This window comes from Leptospira hartskeerlii (assembly GCF_002811475.1).
GTDB lineage: Bacteria > Spirochaetota > Leptospiria > Leptospirales > Leptospiraceae > Leptospira_B > Leptospira_B hartskeerlii.
This window is the reverse complement of sequence record NZ_NPDL01000005.1, coordinates 212,542-230,157: the sequence shown is the minus strand read 5'-3', so window position 1 is coordinate 230,157 and position 17,616 is coordinate 212,542. Positions and strand designations below refer to the sequence as shown.

Genomic DNA, 17,616 nt, shown 5'->3' with positions numbered 1-17,616 from the left:
GGTGACTGAGTGCAACGAAGTCAAATTTCAAATCAAACAAACTGCAATCAAATCAACAGAGACAGGAAGCGTCGCAAATACGCCGCGAGCCAGGAAGGCAAACTGCGTAGCGGCAAGTCCTTCCTTATAATGTTCATCCCGCGGAAGGGATACGCAGGGCGTCAGTCCGGCCTCGCCGGATGAGCGGAACGCGAACCCGTAGTAGCCCGGTCCGAGCGAAGCGAGGAGCCGCCCCGCAAGTCCAACAAACCAATCAACCACCCACTCCGTGATCCAATTTTGCTCTCAAAATCCAATCTACACCAAAATATAAAAAGATACTTCCTGCGTAGAATAGCAGAAAGAAGATCCACTTCGATCTAGAACCGTAGCCTAAGCCAAAATACACGAATACAAACACATTCAAAATATGTTGTATTCCAACAACCATATAAAGCCATAGAAATGCGCGATCCAGATCGGTATAATGTCCGTCCGGAAAACCAATTAGAGATCTTTCATAGAAAAAATAGACCGCGAGTAAAGTTGAAGTGAGCCCAAGATAGATCACTGTCGGTAAAATTCGTTTTTGGAATGCGTTCATGTTCGCTCCGAAATTTCGCGTGTAGGATCTTCGACGAGTCCTTTCACAACAAGACATAAACTCTATTATGGGACAGAATAATGTGAAGAATTTTTAATATTATGTCTTTTGCATTAGTTTTTACGGAAACTGATGTAACTAGAAGCCAGTCTAAATTTTTCAGTTTTGCTTGCCCTCTCATTTGGGATATCGTAATTTGTGTCATAATATCTAAATTAGTCAAAACTTTGACACAATTTACGTTAGGAGAGTCGGGATGATCCAGACCGTAGAAAAAATTTTTAGAGAATACTTCCCCATCCCGGAAGAAAGAAAGAAAACCATTCTGCTTGTGGAGGATGAAGCCATCATCGCTCTTTCTGAAACCCAAAGATTGAAAAAAAATGGGTTCAAGGTAATCTCCGCTTACACTGCAGATGAAGCGGTGCAAATAGCGACTAACGACTACGCCATCGATCTAGTTCTCATGGATATTGATCTTGGAAGAGACGAAGATGGAACAGATGCTGCGGTTCGTATTCTAAAAACAAGGGACATTCCTGTCGTATTTCTATCCAGTCATACAGAGCCAGAGATCGTTGAAAAAACGGAGAAGATCACTTCTTACGGATATGTTGTCAAAAATTCCGGAGAAACCGTTCTAATCGCATCCATCAAGATGGCCTTCAAACTTTACGAGTCCCACCTTCGTTTAAAAAGAAGTGAAGAATCATTAAAGGAAAACCAAGAACTCCTGAAAGCAACATTAAGATCCATCGGTGACGGAGTTATCTCCACAGATGAGTTAGGCAATATTACGGATATGAATTACGTTGCGGAAACTTTGACTGGCTGGTCGAGAGCGGATGCAATCGGTGAACCTATAGAAAGAGTTTTTAAGATCGTAAACGCTAAAACAAAAAGAAGAATGAGAAACTCCGTAGATGTATTTTCCCCGAAAGAAAAAAACATGGGGTTGGAAAACCAAGCGTTACTTATTTCGAAATCTGGTTCGGAACATCGGGTCGCAGAAAGTTCTGCCCCGATCCGCTCCGAAAAAGGATACACTGTCGGCTCCGTTTTGGTTTTTAGAGATATTTCTAAAGAATACAACTTGTTGGAGAATATTAAAGAAAGTGAATCTAGGTTTAAAACTGTCGCGAATGCCGCTCCAGTAATGATTTGGGTTTCCGGTTTGGACAAAAAATGCAATTGGTTCAACCAAACCTGGTTGAACTTTACAGGAAGAAGCATGTGCCAAGAGCTCGGCGATGGCTGGGCAGAAGGAGTCCATCCGAATGACCTAGAGGAATGTATCCAGATCTATTCCAGCCATTTCGACGAAAGAGAAGCGTTTAGCATGACCTATCGTTTAAAAAATAAAAACGGGGACTGGAGATGGATCCAAGATAATGGGCTCCCAATTACGAATGAATCGGGGATTTTTACCGGTTTTATCGGTTCCTGTGTTGATATTACCGAAGCAAAAGAAGCCTTGGAAACTTTGGCAAAAGATCTTCACGAAAGAGAATATCTTTACAAGGAACTCCAACATAGGGTCAAAAACAGTATGAGCATGATCAGTTCTATCGTAGAGATAGAAGCATCCAGATCTTCCAATCCTAAGCTGGAAAATACTTTGGGAAATTTAGTAAATCGGATCCATTCAGTGGGGAACTTGTATGAGATGTTGTATACTTCCAACAATTCTCATTCGGTCCGTTTGGATCGTTATATACAAAAGATCACGGAAAATTTACTAAATGCATTCCAAGAGAAAACAAAAGAGATCTCTCTGCAGTTGGATCTGAACGATCTAGAAATAGACGTAAAAAGTGCGATCCCTCTCGGGCTCATCTTGAACGAACTAGTCACCAATATTTTCAAATACGCATTCCCTAAAAAGCAAGCAGGCAAAATTTCCATCCGACTTTTCAAAGAAGATTCTTGGGTAAATCTAGTCGTCTCAGACAATGGAGTCCCTTTTCCGAAAGGATTCCGCACTGATTATTCTCCGGGGCTCGGACTTCAACTTGTGAACATGTTAGTCGATCAGTTGAAAGGAAAGATACAATGGAAATTGAATGGAGAAAAGGAAGTCTCGATCCGATTCTGCAACAAAGAAGAACACTCGGATCAATTTATATTCGCAAAATCCTAGAAATTTCTTCCCACTTTTTCCGAATTTCCTGCCAAAATTAGTCAGAATTCCAGATTGCCAGAGTAAAGGGCGAAATGGAAACTTAAACAATGGACCAGACCCTAGCCCGAAAGGTCAACCCCAAGCCCCGCAGGAAAGGGAACGCTTATGCGGTAGGAGCGGAAGATATTTATATCTTTCCACTTTCTGAAAGTACTAACTTATTCCTTCAAAAAGTTTGGACTGCATTCGTAAACAAGATGGTCTCCATGACCCTTCCGAATGGAAAACCTATATTCCAATATGCAATTTTCGAGGCGATCCAAGATAAAAACCTTAAGATCGTAGCATCTTCCACTCATTTTAGAATGAAACAGGTGACCGATAGGATCGGTCTCCAAAGTATTGATGACTTTATTCGCAATACGATCCCAATCTCTATCCAAGATCCAGGAAATCTGTCCGCTAGATATTTAAGAGAAGCGATCCTCTCTGTGGAAAAGAAGGCAAGACCCGAAGTCTATTTTCATAGCTTGGACGACGAAAGGGTCCATCCCAACTTAAAGCAACTTCTTACTAAAACAATGAACTATGCCGCTGGAATTCCTTTGTTCGTAAAAGGTTCTCCTATCGGAATGTTATGGGGTATCCGCAGGGACAATATGAGTCCCGAACAAGAAGAAGAAGTTCGCCAGCAATTATACAGTCTTTACGACGTAGTGGACTTTGTAATCTCGAAAGAGATGGGTCTAAAAGGAGATCCTTATTACGCTCGAAAGAATATCGAAAAATCGGATCTTCATTCCAGGGCAAAACATCTATTCTATACCCGAGGTTTCGGCCAAGACGAACCTGTTACTACCATAGTATTTGATTCTCATACCTACCAAAGATCTTACCGTTTAGACGCAAGTTTTCTAATCCCTTCCGGGGACGGATACTCAGTTAGTTTAAAGCGTTTCGAACCGAAGGAAAGGAATGACACTGGTAAGAACCTTCTTCTTATCCCTGGCTTTTTTTGCAGAAGGTCCGTAATGGACAAGGTGGCCAGAGAGTTATCTCTCCGCCATGGTTATAGAGTTTTCTCAATGGATATGAGGGGAAGATCCAGACGGACACTACCTCTTTTCGGTATCCGTGAAGGCTGGACCGTGGATGACTTTATCCAAGAAGATTTTCCGGCAGTTCTGAACTGGATCAAAGAGAATTTTCCGAACGAACAACTAGTAGTAGTCGGCCATAGTATGGGGGGAATGATACCTCGCTTTTATTGCTCCGCATACGAAGAAATCGTAAAAAGAAAAAAGGACTCCTCTTTTCCACTTCCTCGTCCGGACGAACTGATATCTGGGATTGTTTCGATTACTTCTCCGAATTTTGTAAGACTTCAGGCGCAAATTCCAGGTCTGGACATTCTGAAAATGGGACTAAAACTGGTTCCTTCTAAAACGATTTCCGATTTTCTTTTTGATCTGACTTCTTTTTCTCTGCAGACTACTCTTCCCACAGTGGATCTGAATAAATTTTTTAAATTTCTTCTTGGGCTGCATTCTTCTTTGAGAGCGGTTTCATTCGATCTGCATGCAAAAGTTGTAAACCTGAGAGACTTCGTGGGTTATAAACAGATCTCTCCTCCTGAATGGTATTTTTTGATCGAAGATATTTTTTGTGAAGAATCTACAAAAGTAGTTCTTCAATTTTTAAGATCTCAATTGAGCCAAGACAGATCTTTTCTTTCCTACGATGGAACTTTGGATTATACTGCTCTCCAGAAAAATCTGCAGATCCCACTTTTTTCAGTTTTGGGTTCCGTAGATAAAGTAGTTCCGAGCGAAACAATCGAGAACGATCTTGCTGCACTTCCTCATAAAAAAAATAAGATTCTTTCCTACGAACAGGGTCACTTAGGTATCGTTTTCCACATGCCGGTGGTGAAGGAAATGTGCTCCGAAATTGACTCCTGGATCAAAGGATTGGACTCGACTTGATCCCCAGGTTTAGAACGCTTGACATTTCGGGAAACGAAAGATAGGTTCAAATACTAGGAAATGGATCTTTTGGAAGCGACCATATATAATATCTCTCTCACGAATGTGGGCTTTGCCGTATTTTTAAAGGCAAAAGACGATTCGGATCAGAGGGTCGTTCCGATTTTTATCGGTCCTCTCGAAACACATTCAATCACTTCTGTTTTAGAAGGTACAAAACCTCCTAGACCGATGACACACGATTTGATGACAATCCTACTCACCACTTTGGGAGTGCAGATCGTAAAGATTGCGATCGAAGAGATCATAGATAATACCTTCTACGCAAAAATTACTCTACGTAAAGACGAGGAACTAATCGTACTCGACGCTAGACCAAGTGATTCTATCGCGCTTGCACTTCGTGCTAACGCTCCCATTTATTTGGCAAAAAAAGTCATCGAAGAAGCCGGGATAGTAATGAAAGACGACGAGATCCCTGGCGAAACCATCGGAAAAGAAAAAATTTCCCAATTGCCTAAGTCCCAGTTGGAGATCCTACAGGACTCTTTAGATAATGCTCTAAAAGCGGAAGATTACGAGACAGCTGCAAAGATCAGAGATCAGATCCGCAAACTTCTGGAAAATCCCTCCTAATTTCTTTTCAAATCCGCAAAAAATCGGATTTTTACTACGAACATACTGGACCTAAGTGCTTTCCTTTTGTATCCTTGGTTCCCTTGGAGCAACAATCATGGAAAAATCTCTAATGGACATCCTAAATGCCGGAATCGCATTATTTCAATCCGGAGAAGATAAACTAAAACAAAGCCTTTCCGATCTGGACCATGCCTACCAGGATCTGAAGACAAAGGGAGCCCTAAACCAATCGGAACAAGCAAATAGGCTCAGGGACCTGATCCAGAAAACTGTGGGGGACGCTCAGGATAAACTACTCGGCGCGAACGAAAGTTCTAAGGCAGTGATCAGCCAACTCAAAGAGAATTTCGAAAAAATTTCCCTACAAATTGACGAGGCTCTTCCGGAAGAATTTAAAGCAAAGGCTAAGTCCGCTTTAGAAGAGCTGAAAAAGCTCACTAAAAAATAAAATTCGGAAAACTTGATAAAAGCTATTCCTTAGAAAAATTCGGGACAAAGAAAGCGGGTCCCGGATACTAGGCCTCATCTTATTCAGGCCATTCGTGATGAGGAAACAATCCTTCATATTAATACTTACAGTCTTCATTGACATGATGGGATTTTCTCTCATCTTCCCTATCTTTCCAGAAACGCTAAATCATTTCCTGGCCCAAGCGGGTGATCCTGTCTTGGACCTTTTAGCCGGTTGGACTTCCCGCATTTTGGACGGAAGAACAAGTGACTGGAAACTTTTTGTAGCGCTCTTCGGCGGGATCGTAGCCAGTTTATATTCTATACTTCAATTTTTATTCTCACCTATTTGGGGAAAACTTTCGGACGGCACCGGCCGTAGACCTGTTTTAGTTTTTACGTGCACAGGTAGTTTTTTAGGATACTTAGTCTGGTTATTCTCCGGAAGTTTTTCCTTATTCGTTCTTTCAAGACTAATCACTGGACTTATGGGTGGGAATGTATCCGTGGCGACTGCTGCGATGGCGGACTCCACGTCTGAGCAAGATCGTACCAAAGGAATGGGAATGATAGGAGCCGGGATCGGCCTCGGATTTATCGCAGGCCCATCTATCGGAGGAATTTTAGCTCACACGGATCCTTCTTACCTTCTTCCTTTTTTACCTTTAGATAAGATGACGATCTTTCCGTCTGTTGCGCTAATGGCGACTGCAGCATCTTTCGTAAACTTACTCTTAATTCTTTTCAGATTCAGAGAAACTCTTCCTCATCATTTGCGTAAAAAACCGGAAGGAAGAATACATCCTGCATTAGGAGTTTTTGATATAGGTTCCAAAGAGATCATGTATTTGGGTTTCTTAAATTTATACTTCTTGTTGTTCTTTTCTGGATTCGAATTTTCACTTAACTTTTATTTGGATCAGTTTTTAGGATATAAACCGGTTAGTATAGGTTACACTTTCGTTTATATTGGACTCATCATCGTCTTCGTGCAAGGAGGGATTATCCGTAGGATCAGTGGAAAAGTTCCCGAAAAAAATGTTGGGCTTCTCGCTTCCGTATTTTTGATACTCGGATTTTCTTTCTTATATTTTTCCAGCACATCTGTGATCGCTTCCGAACAGTCCACATTCTTATTGTTCGTGGCGTTGACATTCTTGGCAATGGGAAGTGCATTCTTAAATCCTACTGTATCTTCAATCGTATCCTTATTCTCTTCTCCAAGTGAGCAGGGAAAGAATCTGGGGATCTTAAGAAGTTTAGGATCTTTCGGACGAGGAATATCTCCGATTATATTCAGCGTAGTGTATTCCCAAAAAGGACCACAAATCTCCTTCTTGGTATCTGGAATTTTAAGTTTTGTTTTCTTTGGCCTATTCCTGTTTGTAAAACAGCCAACTCATAAGAATCAATAAAGAAGAAGGACCACTGTCCTTTATTAAATAATCAGCTGCGATCGGCGCAGTTCTTCTTAGAGAACTGCGTTTAAAGCTTCTTTCAATCGATTGAAATGAAGATTTTCATTCAGTTTAGATCCATTTTCCAATCTAAGCAAAAATGTATCTCTGACCTGACCTGAATCCGTTACAGCTTTGAAAGATAGAATATCCACTCCGAACAAAAATAAGATCTGAGAGATCTCGAACAAGATACCGGGTCTATCTTCCATCCTGAGATCCATAACTGTGGAATCGCTGATCTCAGAGTTGAATAGGAAAATTTCCGGAGCAGTTTCGACCTTGGCTCTTAAACTTTCCATTTTTTCCGGATGGTTAGCCAGATAGTTCATCACGGACATTCCACCGTAAAACAGCTCGTGAAGATCTGCATGGATTGCATTCAGATGTTCGTCCGTCATAGGAGCACCATCTATACGTTTCACTATAAAGATGTCTTGGATATAACCGTCCATGGAGGTTTCGGCGATTGCCTCTTCTATGTTCCAACCGTGAACATATAGAACTGCAGTGACCCTATAAATGATCCCTATCTCGTTTTTAGAAATATTGACCTTTAGGGCATAGGACTCGCCCCTAGGGATACAAGAGAGATGTAGAGGTTTTCCTGGAGTAGTGATCATCGGATACCTTTGATGCTAAATGCTGAATTCCTAAACACTAAATCCATTGGATTCCAGACTTTTGCATTCTACTAACTATACTGCAAAAGGCGTGCCTTTTTTATATATGATTATAATAAAAATAAGAGAAATGGACAGCCCGGTCCCCCGGGCTGTCGGATTGTATTTTATAGAGCGAATTTAATACCTAGGTTCGCAGAATAGATCTTATCATCAGTAGCCATTGCTTCTGCTAATACCTTGAACATCAATATATTCAATTCGAAGCCACCCACGAAATAATTCATCTGAGTTCTAACGTCAGCGGATCCACTGGTCCTTAAGGATAGTGTACCACCTGCATTACCATTCATCTGCTGGATTACTTGAGGAGGAAGACCGGAAGCATTCGGGTCCAGAGCTAAATATAGAGGACCGCTTACACCCAAATTCAATTTTGTATATCCGGTATTATTAGAAATACCTGCACCCGCAAATAGGGTTAAGATATAGAAGAGTCGAACCCCAGTCCTAATATCCACCGGAACAGATTGCACCTTGGATTGATAAGCGAAGTTCACATCTGCATCCCATCTACCTGTAGCAGGACCGAATGCAACTTTAACTGCGTCAGTTCCACTCGGATGATAATTCATATTGATCTCTTCCCATTTTCTATGGAAGCCAATCCCTAAACTCAGTCCTGTAAATCCGAAGAAGTCCAGCTTAGTATATCTTTCTTTCGCAATCTGAAATCTAACAGTCATTCCAAAACTGTTTATATTTCCTGACATAGATAAGTCTTTAGAAGTGGAATCACTCAGCGATTTAATATCTCCATTAGAGATATTACCTTGGAAGCCGTGAGCATAAATATTGATCCTGTGGAGAAAAGACCTACCTGAATCCTTCTCGTCGTCAGTCGGTTGGTGAGAAGGCCCCTGACCGAGTAACCAGCCTAGGTTCACGCCTACCATTACTCCAGGGTTGATCGAAGCTCCTACATTCGGGAACTTAGGAATAGAAATATCACCGTATTGGATATTGATATCGTCCTTTTTGACTCCGGCAACTCCAAGGCCAGCTCCCACTTGGAATCGGTTAACGGTTCCCGGTCCCATCATGGAAGAGTTAATATTGGCAAGAACAGATGCATCCGCCATGGACTTGGTCAGTTCATTCAAATACTCTTTACGAATGGTTTCTTCCAAACCATTGAACTGAGCCACTGTGGAGGCTGGGATTAAACTACAGACATTATTTCCAGAAGCAGGAGGAATACAAGAAACCTGCGCATCTGCAGAGGAAACTGGGATGAAATATAAGGAAGAAGCTAAAATAAGGAAGGCGGTACATCTAATACACCGCCTAATTATACTCTTTAAAGGAGCCATTCGATCCATTTTACCCTTGGACGATGACTATTTCGAGATTATTTCAGAGTCCTAAACTTCCACCAATAATTTCTTTCATGATTTCGGTGGTTCCTGCGTAGATCGTTTGGATCCTTGCATCCAAATACGCTCTTGCGATCGGGTATTCCATCATATAGCCGTACCCTCCAAAGAATTGGAGACAAAGGTCAGTATGACGTTTTTGCATCTCAGTGGAATAATACTTAGCCATAGAAGCCTCTACAGTTAATTTTTTTCCAGCAATATGCTCCGAAACCACTTTGTCGACGAAGGTGCGGCACATTTCCAGTTCCGTAGCCATCTCCGCCATTTGAAATTTGATGTGTTGAAAACTTCCGATTTTTTTCCCGAAAGCCATCCTCTCTTTAATATATTTTAGAGTCATTCTTTGTACTAGTGCAGTGGCTTCTACCGCTGCAATCGCTAGTACGAGACGCTCTTGAGCGAGTTTCATCATCAAATAACGGAAACCTTGTCCGCCTTTTCCGATTACATTCTCTTTAGGAACTACTACGTCGTTGAAGTATAATTCCGAGGTATCCTGAGCTTTAAGCCCGATCTTCTCGAGATTACGGCCTCTTTCGAAACCTTTCATCCCCTCTTCTATCATAACAAGCGAAATCGTGCCGTTTTCATGTTTCACGGCGGTAATTACTAAATTTGCAAGCTGTCCGTTGGAAATAAATGTTTTTTGACCGTTGACCACATAATGATCTCCTTTATCCACGGCGCTAGTTCTGATATTTTTGAGGTCAGAACCTGCTCCAGGTTCAGTCATAGCGACCGCTAAAATGCTGTCTCCACTGCAACAACCAGGTAACCATCTTTTCTTTTGTTCATCGTTTCCATAAGCACTGATATACGGTGCGATCACATCGTTGTGAAGAGATACGAAAAATCCGCTGTTTCCTGATCTGGAAGATTCTTCTATTACAACAACGTTATATAGGAAGTCCGCACCTGATCCGCCGTATTCTTCCGGAACATCAGGGCACAGCAGTCCGCTTGCTCCCGCTTTTTTCCAAAGTTCTTTCGGGACCATTCCGACTTTTTCCCATTCATGATGATGAGGAGCTACTTCAGTTTCGAAAAACTTGCGTGCCATATCTCGAAAAGCTTCATGCTCTTCGGTAAATTGTAGGACTCTTTCCATTTATATCTCCCGTGTCAATAGACGGTATTCATTCTCATGTAAACGCCGGGATTCCGTTTAATGTACTGGATGAGTTCGTTCTGAGAAATAGAGAACAATTCAGTTTCTGATTCCGCTTGGAACGTGTAATTGGACACCAGCTTTTTGGATATCGAGTAAATCTCTCCCACGAAATCTCCATCGGTCAACTCGGCCAATTTTTTGCCGTGTTGATATACGCTTACTTTTCCATGACGAATAATATATGCCTCGTGGTAAAACGCTTTTTCCGTGATAAGCACTGAACCTTTGTTCACCTTAGAAAGTCTCATGATCATTTCTAATTGAGTGACCTGATGGCTTGTAAGTCCTTTGAAGTGGCGTGAATCTAACAGTGTTTTCCAAGAGTTACTATCACGAATGCTGTTCAGTCTTATTAAATTTTGTCTTAGGTCCGTATTTCTGATAAACTGTAAGAACTTATTCTTCTCAATTGTAAGAGCTACTACATCTGTTTCCGCAAAAACGTCCGCTGCCCTAGGAAGATCTAATACGAGAGAAGCCTCGCCGAAATATTCATACTGTCCATATCGTTTAATGGGCGCTATATCGGAATCTCCAAGTAGTCCTTCGAATTTTACATTCCCGGAAGCGATAATATAGAATTTATCGCCAGGAGTTCCCTTCTTTATGATCTGATCTCCGCGCTTGTATTTTTCTTCGCGGACGATCAATAGGAATTCCTTCGCCTTCTCTATCGGGAAACCGCTGAAAATATCTATTTGGCTTAAGATGTCTAGAAGGTTATAAGCCTCCATATGTTTAGGAGGAGTGATCTCCGGATAAACAGTGTTCTCTATTCCAAAACGAGCCAGTTTGAGTTTGGTATCCGCAGGCATATCCGTTCTTGCGATATGATACACAGTGATCTTTTCCTGGATCTCAGGAGGCAAACTGGCTAAATAACTAACTCTTGTATGAAGAGGAGGAATTCCAGCCTCATGATAAATAATCCTTCTGTCCCAAGGAAATTCCTTTAAGAATTTCCAGCGAGATTCAGGAAGAACTCCCTTCTCATACATCTTATCGTGAACTTCAGGTTCATTCAAATGATCGGAAGTATACACAAAAGATTGGTCTTGGAAGAAGAATTCAAATCCTACGGAAGGAATAGAATGTAATGCATAATGAAAATTGAATTCTCCGCCGTTAATCATCGCAGGTCTTCCTATGATGATTTGTTGGAAATTGAAAAGTTCCAATAGTTCCTTACGGGGGATCTTAGTAAGTGCGGAATATTTACGTATAAAACTTTCCATCACCGTTGCAGTAGCGTGAATAGTGATCTTGGTCTCTTCCATAATTTTTTGGAAGGTTCCTGCGTCATGATCTGCGTGGCAGTGAGTGAGAATAACGTGGTTGATAAGTTTAGGATTCACATTGGACATGCGAAGCCACTCTGTAGAATTTACAGGTGGATCCACCATAATACCTTGGTGGTTCAACCAGATAATAAAACCGGAAGTGTTGTCCTCAGGATCGAATCCATGAGAAGGTCCGAGACAAGTAATCCCAAGTAAAGGTGCTTGGAAAGGCTCCTCTAGTCTATGACCGATCTCATACTTAATATTGAATCCGACTTCTCCAGGGATCTCGGTTTCTTTAGTACCATCAGTAATTCTAAAATCACCTGAAGGAAGTTTACGTACCAAAACCTTTCCCAGGTTGACCATATTATCTCTATCGAATACTTGAAAGTCGACTACATCGTCTAGTCCTTTGTATCCTCTAAAATAACCCATCTCCGCTTTCATATCAGGAAAGCCGAAAGATTCTGCACCGTCTAGATATTCCGATTCCAGATTGATCTCTTCAGGACCCATTAAGGATTCTTTAAGTACTGTGATGAGCTGATCTTTTTGTTCCGCAGTACAAATGATCGTGGTCTTTTTTTGTCTTAAGAAGAAGTTAAAGTAAATCGGGAATTCAAGCTCTGCAGTGCTGATCCCCTTTTCTACATGGAAAAATTTATTAGGAAGTATAAATACCAGGGGTGTCTTTTTTTCGGCCATCGTGTCTTTGATGGTTTCGGGAGGAGAGCCGATCTGAAAGAAGCCCTCACTTGTTTCGACTAAATAACCTCCTCTAGGAAGTTCTATGTATCCCCTGGTTTGTTCTTTTAGCATGGAAAATTCCGCCGCAGTCGAGATCGAATTTTTTATTTATGTCTTTCGATGAAACTTTTGATTTGCGCCTTAGGAAGGGCTCCTATGATCTTATCCACCAATTGTCCGTCTTTGAAAAGTAGAAGGGTCGGCAAGGATTGGATATTTAATTTTTGTGCCGTGTCCTGGTTGTCGTCTACGTTTAATTTTTTAATTTTTAAGATATCGTTCATCTCGGACGAAAGCTCTTCCAGAACCGGGGAAACCATTCTACAAGGACCACACCATTCTGCCCAGCAATCTACTAGAACCATGCCCCCGTTGATCTCGGAACTGAAAGTTGAATCGTTTATTTCGGTCAATGCCATGAGTTAGATTTTCTCCTGTTTTTTTCCCACTCTTTATAACAAATTGGACGGGTCTATTTCTTCTTTTTCTTCTTTTCCTTCTCGGCTTCTATCGACTCTACCTTTTCTTTTAGGGATTCTATCAGGGTTTTTGTCTTTCCTAGGTCCTCTGTTTCGCCTGTTGTTTGCAGGATTTTACGGTTTACCTCCAAAAGGGATATGGATTTTTTCAGATCCCCAGCGTCCTGGGTGGACAAATCGAATTTGGCGCGATATTCCTGGGCGGCAAAGTTACAAAGTTCCAGAATTAAATTATAGTGTTCCTGTCTGGGATAATAAAACGGATTCTCTAAGTCTCTTTCCTTCTCAAAAGCCCGAAAGTCAAAAAGATTCTTACTAAGTATGGCTATTTTGAAATGTATCTCCGGAAAACTCCATTTCCATTTAGAGTTAGAGCCGAATGCCTCGATCGTGTTCGTGGTACAAGTCCTGAGTCCCTTCACGTAATTCAATCTTTGGAGAGGATTAAATTCTATGATTTTGGCGAGAAGGTCCTTATTTTCTCCCAAACCAGACTCGAAGTCGGTTCCGACTACCTTCTCCATAAAGGAAATCGCACTATAAATTTCTTTCCTCCCTTGGTTGAGGTAGGTATCCGATTTCAGATCCAGAATGGCCACGGAGATCTCATTTATCAAAAGGCAGGTATTTATGTTTTTGATAGAATTTAGAGAAAGAGCCACATTGAAGTAAGCTTCCATTTTAGGATCTTTTCTGGACTGGGCTTTTAGAAGGTTCGCTTCCTTCTTCAAATCCTCCAAAAATGCGCGGAAATCCGCTAGTTTCTCCTGGAATTCCTGCTTCTGTTCCTTGGTAAGAGCCATTCTAATTACACCTGCACGTTGATCAAACTTCCGACGGAAAGAGCATATACATAATCGGATTTTGCTGCGGGTTCTTCCGCTTTTTTCCGATCCGCTTCTATTTCTTCCTCTCGACCCGGTTCTCGGACCGGTGGAGGAACGGAGAGTGAATCTAATGGGTTGGATTCTATTCTCATATTCCCGTCCGTTTTTCCTTTCTATCCGAACCGAAGTCCCAATAGAATTATCGGCTTGTTCCTACTAACTATTTGACATATATTACAGAGGCAAAATCCTAACTAAGGAGATAGTTATGTACGCACCACTCGCATTTTTAAATTTAGGCCCTTGGGAAATCTTTTTCATACTAGGTTTAGCTCTCCTGCTTTTCGGGGGCAAGCGACTTCCCTCTTTAGCAAAGGATTTAGGGGACGGAATCCGCCAATTCCGCAAATCTCTTTCCGGAGATGCTGAATCGGAATCCGCTAAAATCCAGGAACCGGAAACAAAACAACCGGCGGCTCCTACTTCTTCTCCTAAAAAGTCCAAAAAATCCGCTTAAATATGATAAGGGCCCTCGGGCCCTTTTATAACCGGGAAGGAATTCCAACCTTTCGATATGCCTTCTAAAAAAAAGAGCCTCTCTACTACTCCCCAACCTATAATCTCCGCTCCGGAAGAAAGTCTTCCTCATGACAGAGAAAAGTTTATGACCCTGGGGGAACATTTAGAAGAACTACGGTCCGTTCTAATTCGTTCCATTCTGGTATTTACGGTTTTCTTCGTGGTAGCTTTGTATTTCGGAGAAGAGCTTCATAAAATAGTGATCAAACCGTACAAGAACATTTTGGGAGAATCTGCTACATTCTACCAAATCAAACTCATGGCTCCTTTTATGGTTTATCTGCGAACAGGATTTATGGTATCTATCTTGATCACCTTTCCTTTCGCGTTAGCTTTTTTATGGGGATTTGTTTCTCCAGCATTAGAGACGAGAACCGCAAGACTCGGAAAAGCACTCATCGCATTTTCCACAATTCTATTTTGGTTGGGAGTTTGGTTGTGTTGGGCACAAGCATTCGAAAGTTTTCTAAAAATATTTTTAGTCACTGTTCGACCTCTGGATATTGAGACAAGGCTTCCAATAGACGAATATTACGATGTATTCTTCAATATGCATTTGATCTTTGGATTGTCTTTCCAACTTCCAGTGATCATGGTATTATTAGCTGCGGTTGGAATATTAAAACTTTCTTTCTTACTTAGTCATTGGAGAGAAGCATTCATAGGGATCGCATTTGCGGCAGCCGTATTATCTCCTGGACCGGATGTGATCTCTATGCTAATGTTATTTGTTCCATTGCTGGTCTTGTTCGGGATCTCATTGGTGCTAATCGCGATTATAGAGAGGAAATGAATTGTTTCCAAATCTTCAATCCAAGCATAAATTAGCGTTCGCTTCTTTTACTGCCTCTTTCGTATTATTTTTATCTTATCTACTTTTAGATGATTTCCTATTTGGAGAAGAGATCAGAAAAGAATTAAGGGCATTTGTTTGGATCCGATTAGGTTTCGGGCTTTTTTTCTCAGTCATACTTGGAATACTCACCTATTTTCTTTTGAATTTAAGTTTTAAATCTCTTAAATCTATTTCCCAGCTATTACAGAACTGGTCCCAGGATGTTTACGAAGATTCAGGAGAAGCAGAGAGAACGGATGAGCTGGGAGAACTTGCTAGACATTTCCGGATCGCTCTCTACCAGAAGAAGACAAAAGAAGAATCTGTTTCCCAAGAATCCTTAAACAAAAAGGAAAGAGAACTTTCAGACAAGATCCAAAAATTTTTCCATAAGATCAGACTTCATAAGATCAAAAACCTGGACATCACTGTTTTTCCTCGTTCCTCCGACAGCGGGGAATCAGATTATGCAAATATCATTCCGACTGCAGACGGTTGTTTTGGAGTATTAGCTGGATTTCCGAATCACGGGGCAATCGAATCTTCTCTCAAGGCAAGGATAGAGGGTATGATCTCCCTTGCTCAGGAGACCACCGGTCTAAGGGGAGAAGATCTACTCTATAAAATCGACAGAGCGCTCAGATCCACTCCAATCTCTTATTTAAATCTTACACTATTTTATTTAGAAACCAGGAACGGAGAAGCAGGTATTCTGCAGTTCCAAAAACTACCTGCACTACTTCACAAAAGCGGGAAAACGAATATATTACCGATCTCTAAACAAGTGTTTTATGATTTTAGAAGTTCTACAAGAGAAGTGAAAAAGATCCAAGTTAGACCCGGAGAATATTTGGTATTTCTAAGCGATAGATTAACGGAACTCACTAACTCAGCAGGCGTTGCGCCACTTTTGATCCAACTCCAAAACTGGAGTTCCGGCAGAGAATATAAAAACTCAAGAGAACTCACGCTGGATTTCGGAAGATTTTTAGAAATGGAATCAGGCAAAAAAGGACTTTCTAAGGCAGCTATCCTGACTGTTGGTCGGGTGAGGGATTAATCAGACCAACGCGGATGCGATCGACCGGAGGTCAGTATTAAATTTTCAGAATAGAAGAAAATAAAAAACAAAACTTACACGTTCCTGTCTAACTAGGGAATTTTTCAGATCGAAAATTCCCGAATTTCTCACCACTTGAAATTCATCCAATATTCCATTAACAAACGAGGAAGAAAATGATCCCAGCAAAAGGTTATGCTGCAGCTATTGCAAAGGCTCCCTTGGCACCTTTTCAATTCGATAGAAGAGATGCAAAAGACCAAGATATAGTCATCGATATTCATTACTGCGGTATCTGTCATTCGGACATTCACCAGGCGAGAGACGAATGGGGAGGATCCATCTTTCCTATGGTTCCAGGCCACGAGATCACAGGTGTTGTGTCAAAGGTAGGATCCAAGGTTACAAAGTTCAAAGTAGGAGATAAGGTAGGAGTCGGATGTTTTGTGGACTCTTGCAGAGAATGCGAACATTGCAAAGCAGGTTTGGAACAATTCTGCGAAACCGGAATGAGCGCCACCTACAACGGGAGAGAACAAGACGGAAAGACCCCAACCTACGGAGGTTATTCCAATAAGATCGTTGTGGATCAGAATTACGTATTAAGAATTCCTGATAATCTTCCTTTGGATGCTGCTGCTCCATTACTTTGTGCGGGGATCACTTTATATTCTCCACTTGCACATTGGAAAGCAGGTCCTGGTAAAAAGGTAGCGATTATCGGCCTTGGCGGACTCGGCCATATGGGAGTGAAGATTGCCCATGCTTTAGGCGCGGAAGTTACAGTACTAAGCCATTCCAATAAGAAGGAAGCGGATGCAAAACGTCTAGGCGCGGATCATTTCTATGCTACTTCAGAAAAAAGCACATTCGCTAAGTTAAGAGGAAGTTTTGATCTGATCATCAACACTGTTTCGATGCCTCTGGATTGGAACGCTTATCTCAGCCTATTGAGAGTGGATGGATCTATGGTAGTAGTTGGTGTTCCGGAAGAACAAGTTCCGATCGGAGCATTTTCTTTGGTCATGGGTCGTAAGAGTCTTGCCGGTTCCCTGATTGGTGGGATCCAAGAAACACAAGAGATGTTGGATTTCTGCGGAAAGCATAATATCACCAGCGATATTGAACTCATCCCAATCCAAAAAGTAAACGATGCTTATGAAAGAGTCGTTAAAAGCGACGTACGTTACAGATTTGTGATAGATATCGCTAGTTTGAATTAAGAGAAAGTTTCGCACCGAGGTCACTGAGAACATAGAGATTTAGAGATATAAGGAATGGAAATATTACCATTTCCTAAAGCCCTCTCAGTGACCTCGGTGTTCTCTGCGCGAAAT

The 17,616-nt window shown here is 41.5% G+C and carries 17 protein-coding genes; 9 read left to right on the top strand and 8 right to left on the bottom strand.

The window, feature by feature from the left end:
* Positions 1 to 253 precede the first annotated feature (253 nt).
* Complete coding sequence (locus CH352_RS11105; protein ID WP_100707177.1) at positions 254 to 583, bottom strand: hypothetical protein; 330 nt, start codon at positions 581 to 583, stop codon at positions 254 to 256.
* A 256-nt stretch (positions 584 to 839) separates the two neighbouring features.
* Here CH352_RS11105 and CH352_RS11100 point away from each other — a divergent pair, with 256 nt between their 5' ends.
* The 5 genes from CH352_RS11100 to CH352_RS11080 all read left to right on the top strand — a co-directional run bounded on the left by CH352_RS11100 (position 840) and on the right by CH352_RS11080 (position 7,194).
* A complete protein-coding gene (locus CH352_RS11100; protein WP_100707176.1) occupies positions 840 to 2,723 on the top strand; it encodes a PAS domain S-box protein in 1,884 nt (627 codons plus the stop codon).
* An 89-nt stretch (positions 2,724 to 2,812) separates the two neighbouring features.
* Positions 2,813 to 4,690, top strand: coding sequence for an alpha/beta fold hydrolase (locus tag CH352_RS11095; RefSeq protein WP_100707175.1), 1,878 nt, complete (start codon positions 2,813 to 2,815; stop codon positions 4,688 to 4,690).
* Positions 4,691 to 4,750: 60 nt separating this feature from the next.
* The gene (locus CH352_RS11090) at positions 4,751 to 5,326 is read left to right on the top strand and encodes a bifunctional nuclease domain-containing protein (RefSeq protein WP_008592198.1); all 576 of its coding nucleotides are present in this window, start codon (positions 4,751 to 4,753) and stop codon (positions 5,324 to 5,326) included.
* A gap of 97 nt (positions 5,327 to 5,423) precedes the next feature.
* On the top strand, positions 5,424 to 5,777 hold the full coding sequence (locus CH352_RS11085; RefSeq protein ID WP_100707318.1) for a phasin-related domain-containing protein: 354 nt from the start codon (positions 5,424 to 5,426) through the stop codon (positions 5,775 to 5,777).
* Positions 5,778 to 5,874: 97 nt separating this feature from the next.
* On the top strand, positions 5,875 to 7,194 hold the full coding sequence (locus CH352_RS11080; RefSeq protein WP_100707174.1) for an MFS transporter: 1,320 nt from the start codon (positions 5,875 to 5,877) through the stop codon (positions 7,192 to 7,194).
* A gap of 56 nt (positions 7,195 to 7,250) precedes the next feature.
* Here the strand turns inward: CH352_RS11080 and CH352_RS11075 are convergent, their stop codons facing one another.
* The 7 genes from CH352_RS11075 to CH352_RS19040 form a co-directional block, all read right to left on the bottom strand.
* On the bottom strand, positions 7,251 to 7,859 hold the full coding sequence (locus CH352_RS11075) for a hypothetical protein (RefSeq protein ID WP_100707173.1): 609 nt from the start codon (positions 7,857 to 7,859) through the stop codon (positions 7,251 to 7,253).
* Positions 7,860 to 8,026: 167 nt separating this feature from the next.
* Positions 8,027 to 9,241: an Lsa36 family surface (lipo)protein gene (locus tag CH352_RS11070; protein WP_100707172.1), complete on the bottom strand. Its 1,215-nt coding sequence runs from the start codon at positions 9,239 to 9,241 to the stop codon at positions 8,027 to 8,029.
* 34 nt (positions 9,242 to 9,275) lie between these two features.
* Positions 9,276 to 10,406: an acyl-CoA dehydrogenase family protein gene (locus CH352_RS11065; protein ID WP_100707171.1), complete on the bottom strand. Its 1,131-nt coding sequence runs from the start codon at positions 10,404 to 10,406 to the stop codon at positions 9,276 to 9,278.
* 14 nt (positions 10,407 to 10,420) lie between these two features.
* On the bottom strand, positions 10,421 to 12,571 hold the full coding sequence (locus CH352_RS11060) for a cAMP/cGMP-dependent 3',5'-cyclic-AMP/GMP phosphodiesterase (RefSeq protein ID WP_100707170.1): 2,151 nt from the start codon (positions 12,569 to 12,571) through the stop codon (positions 10,421 to 10,423).
* Between the two features lie 32 nt (positions 12,572 to 12,603).
* A complete protein-coding gene (trxA, locus tag CH352_RS11055; protein ID WP_008592903.1) occupies positions 12,604 to 12,918 on the bottom strand; it encodes a thioredoxin in 315 nt (104 codons plus the stop codon).
* Between the two features lie 53 nt (positions 12,919 to 12,971).
* Complete coding sequence (locus tag CH352_RS11050; protein WP_100707169.1) at positions 12,972 to 13,781, bottom strand: hypothetical protein; 810 nt, start codon at positions 13,779 to 13,781, stop codon at positions 12,972 to 12,974.
* A 5-nt stretch (positions 13,782 to 13,786) separates the two neighbouring features.
* Positions 13,787 to 13,957, bottom strand: a complete 171-nt coding sequence (locus CH352_RS19040) for a hypothetical protein (protein WP_165780186.1) — start codon at positions 13,955 to 13,957, stop codon at positions 13,787 to 13,789.
* A gap of 116 nt (positions 13,958 to 14,073) precedes the next feature.
* Here CH352_RS19040 and CH352_RS11045 point away from each other — a divergent pair, with 116 nt between their 5' ends.
* The 4 genes from CH352_RS11045 (at position 14,074) to CH352_RS11030 (ending at position 17,502) form a co-directional block, all read left to right on the top strand.
* Positions 14,074 to 14,322: a Sec-independent protein translocase subunit TatA/TatB gene (locus tag CH352_RS11045; RefSeq protein WP_100707168.1), complete on the top strand. Its 249-nt coding sequence runs from the start codon at positions 14,074 to 14,076 to the stop codon at positions 14,320 to 14,322.
* Between the two features lie 57 nt (positions 14,323 to 14,379).
* Positions 14,380 to 15,177: a twin-arginine translocase subunit TatC gene (gene tatC / locus CH352_RS11040; RefSeq protein ID WP_100707167.1), complete on the top strand. Its 798-nt coding sequence runs from the start codon at positions 14,380 to 14,382 to the stop codon at positions 15,175 to 15,177.
* Between the two features lies 1 nt (position 15,178).
* Complete coding sequence (rktP, locus tag CH352_RS11035; RefSeq protein WP_100707166.1) at positions 15,179 to 16,279, top strand: Arg-Lys translocation region protein phosphatase RktP; 1,101 nt, start codon at positions 15,179 to 15,181, stop codon at positions 16,277 to 16,279.
* A 176-nt stretch (positions 16,280 to 16,455) separates the two neighbouring features.
* Entirely contained in the window at positions 16,456 to 17,502 is a 1,047-nt protein-coding gene (locus tag CH352_RS11030; RefSeq protein WP_100707165.1) for an NAD(P)-dependent alcohol dehydrogenase, read from the top strand.
* The last annotated feature ends 114 nt before the right edge of the window (positions 17,503 to 17,616 follow it).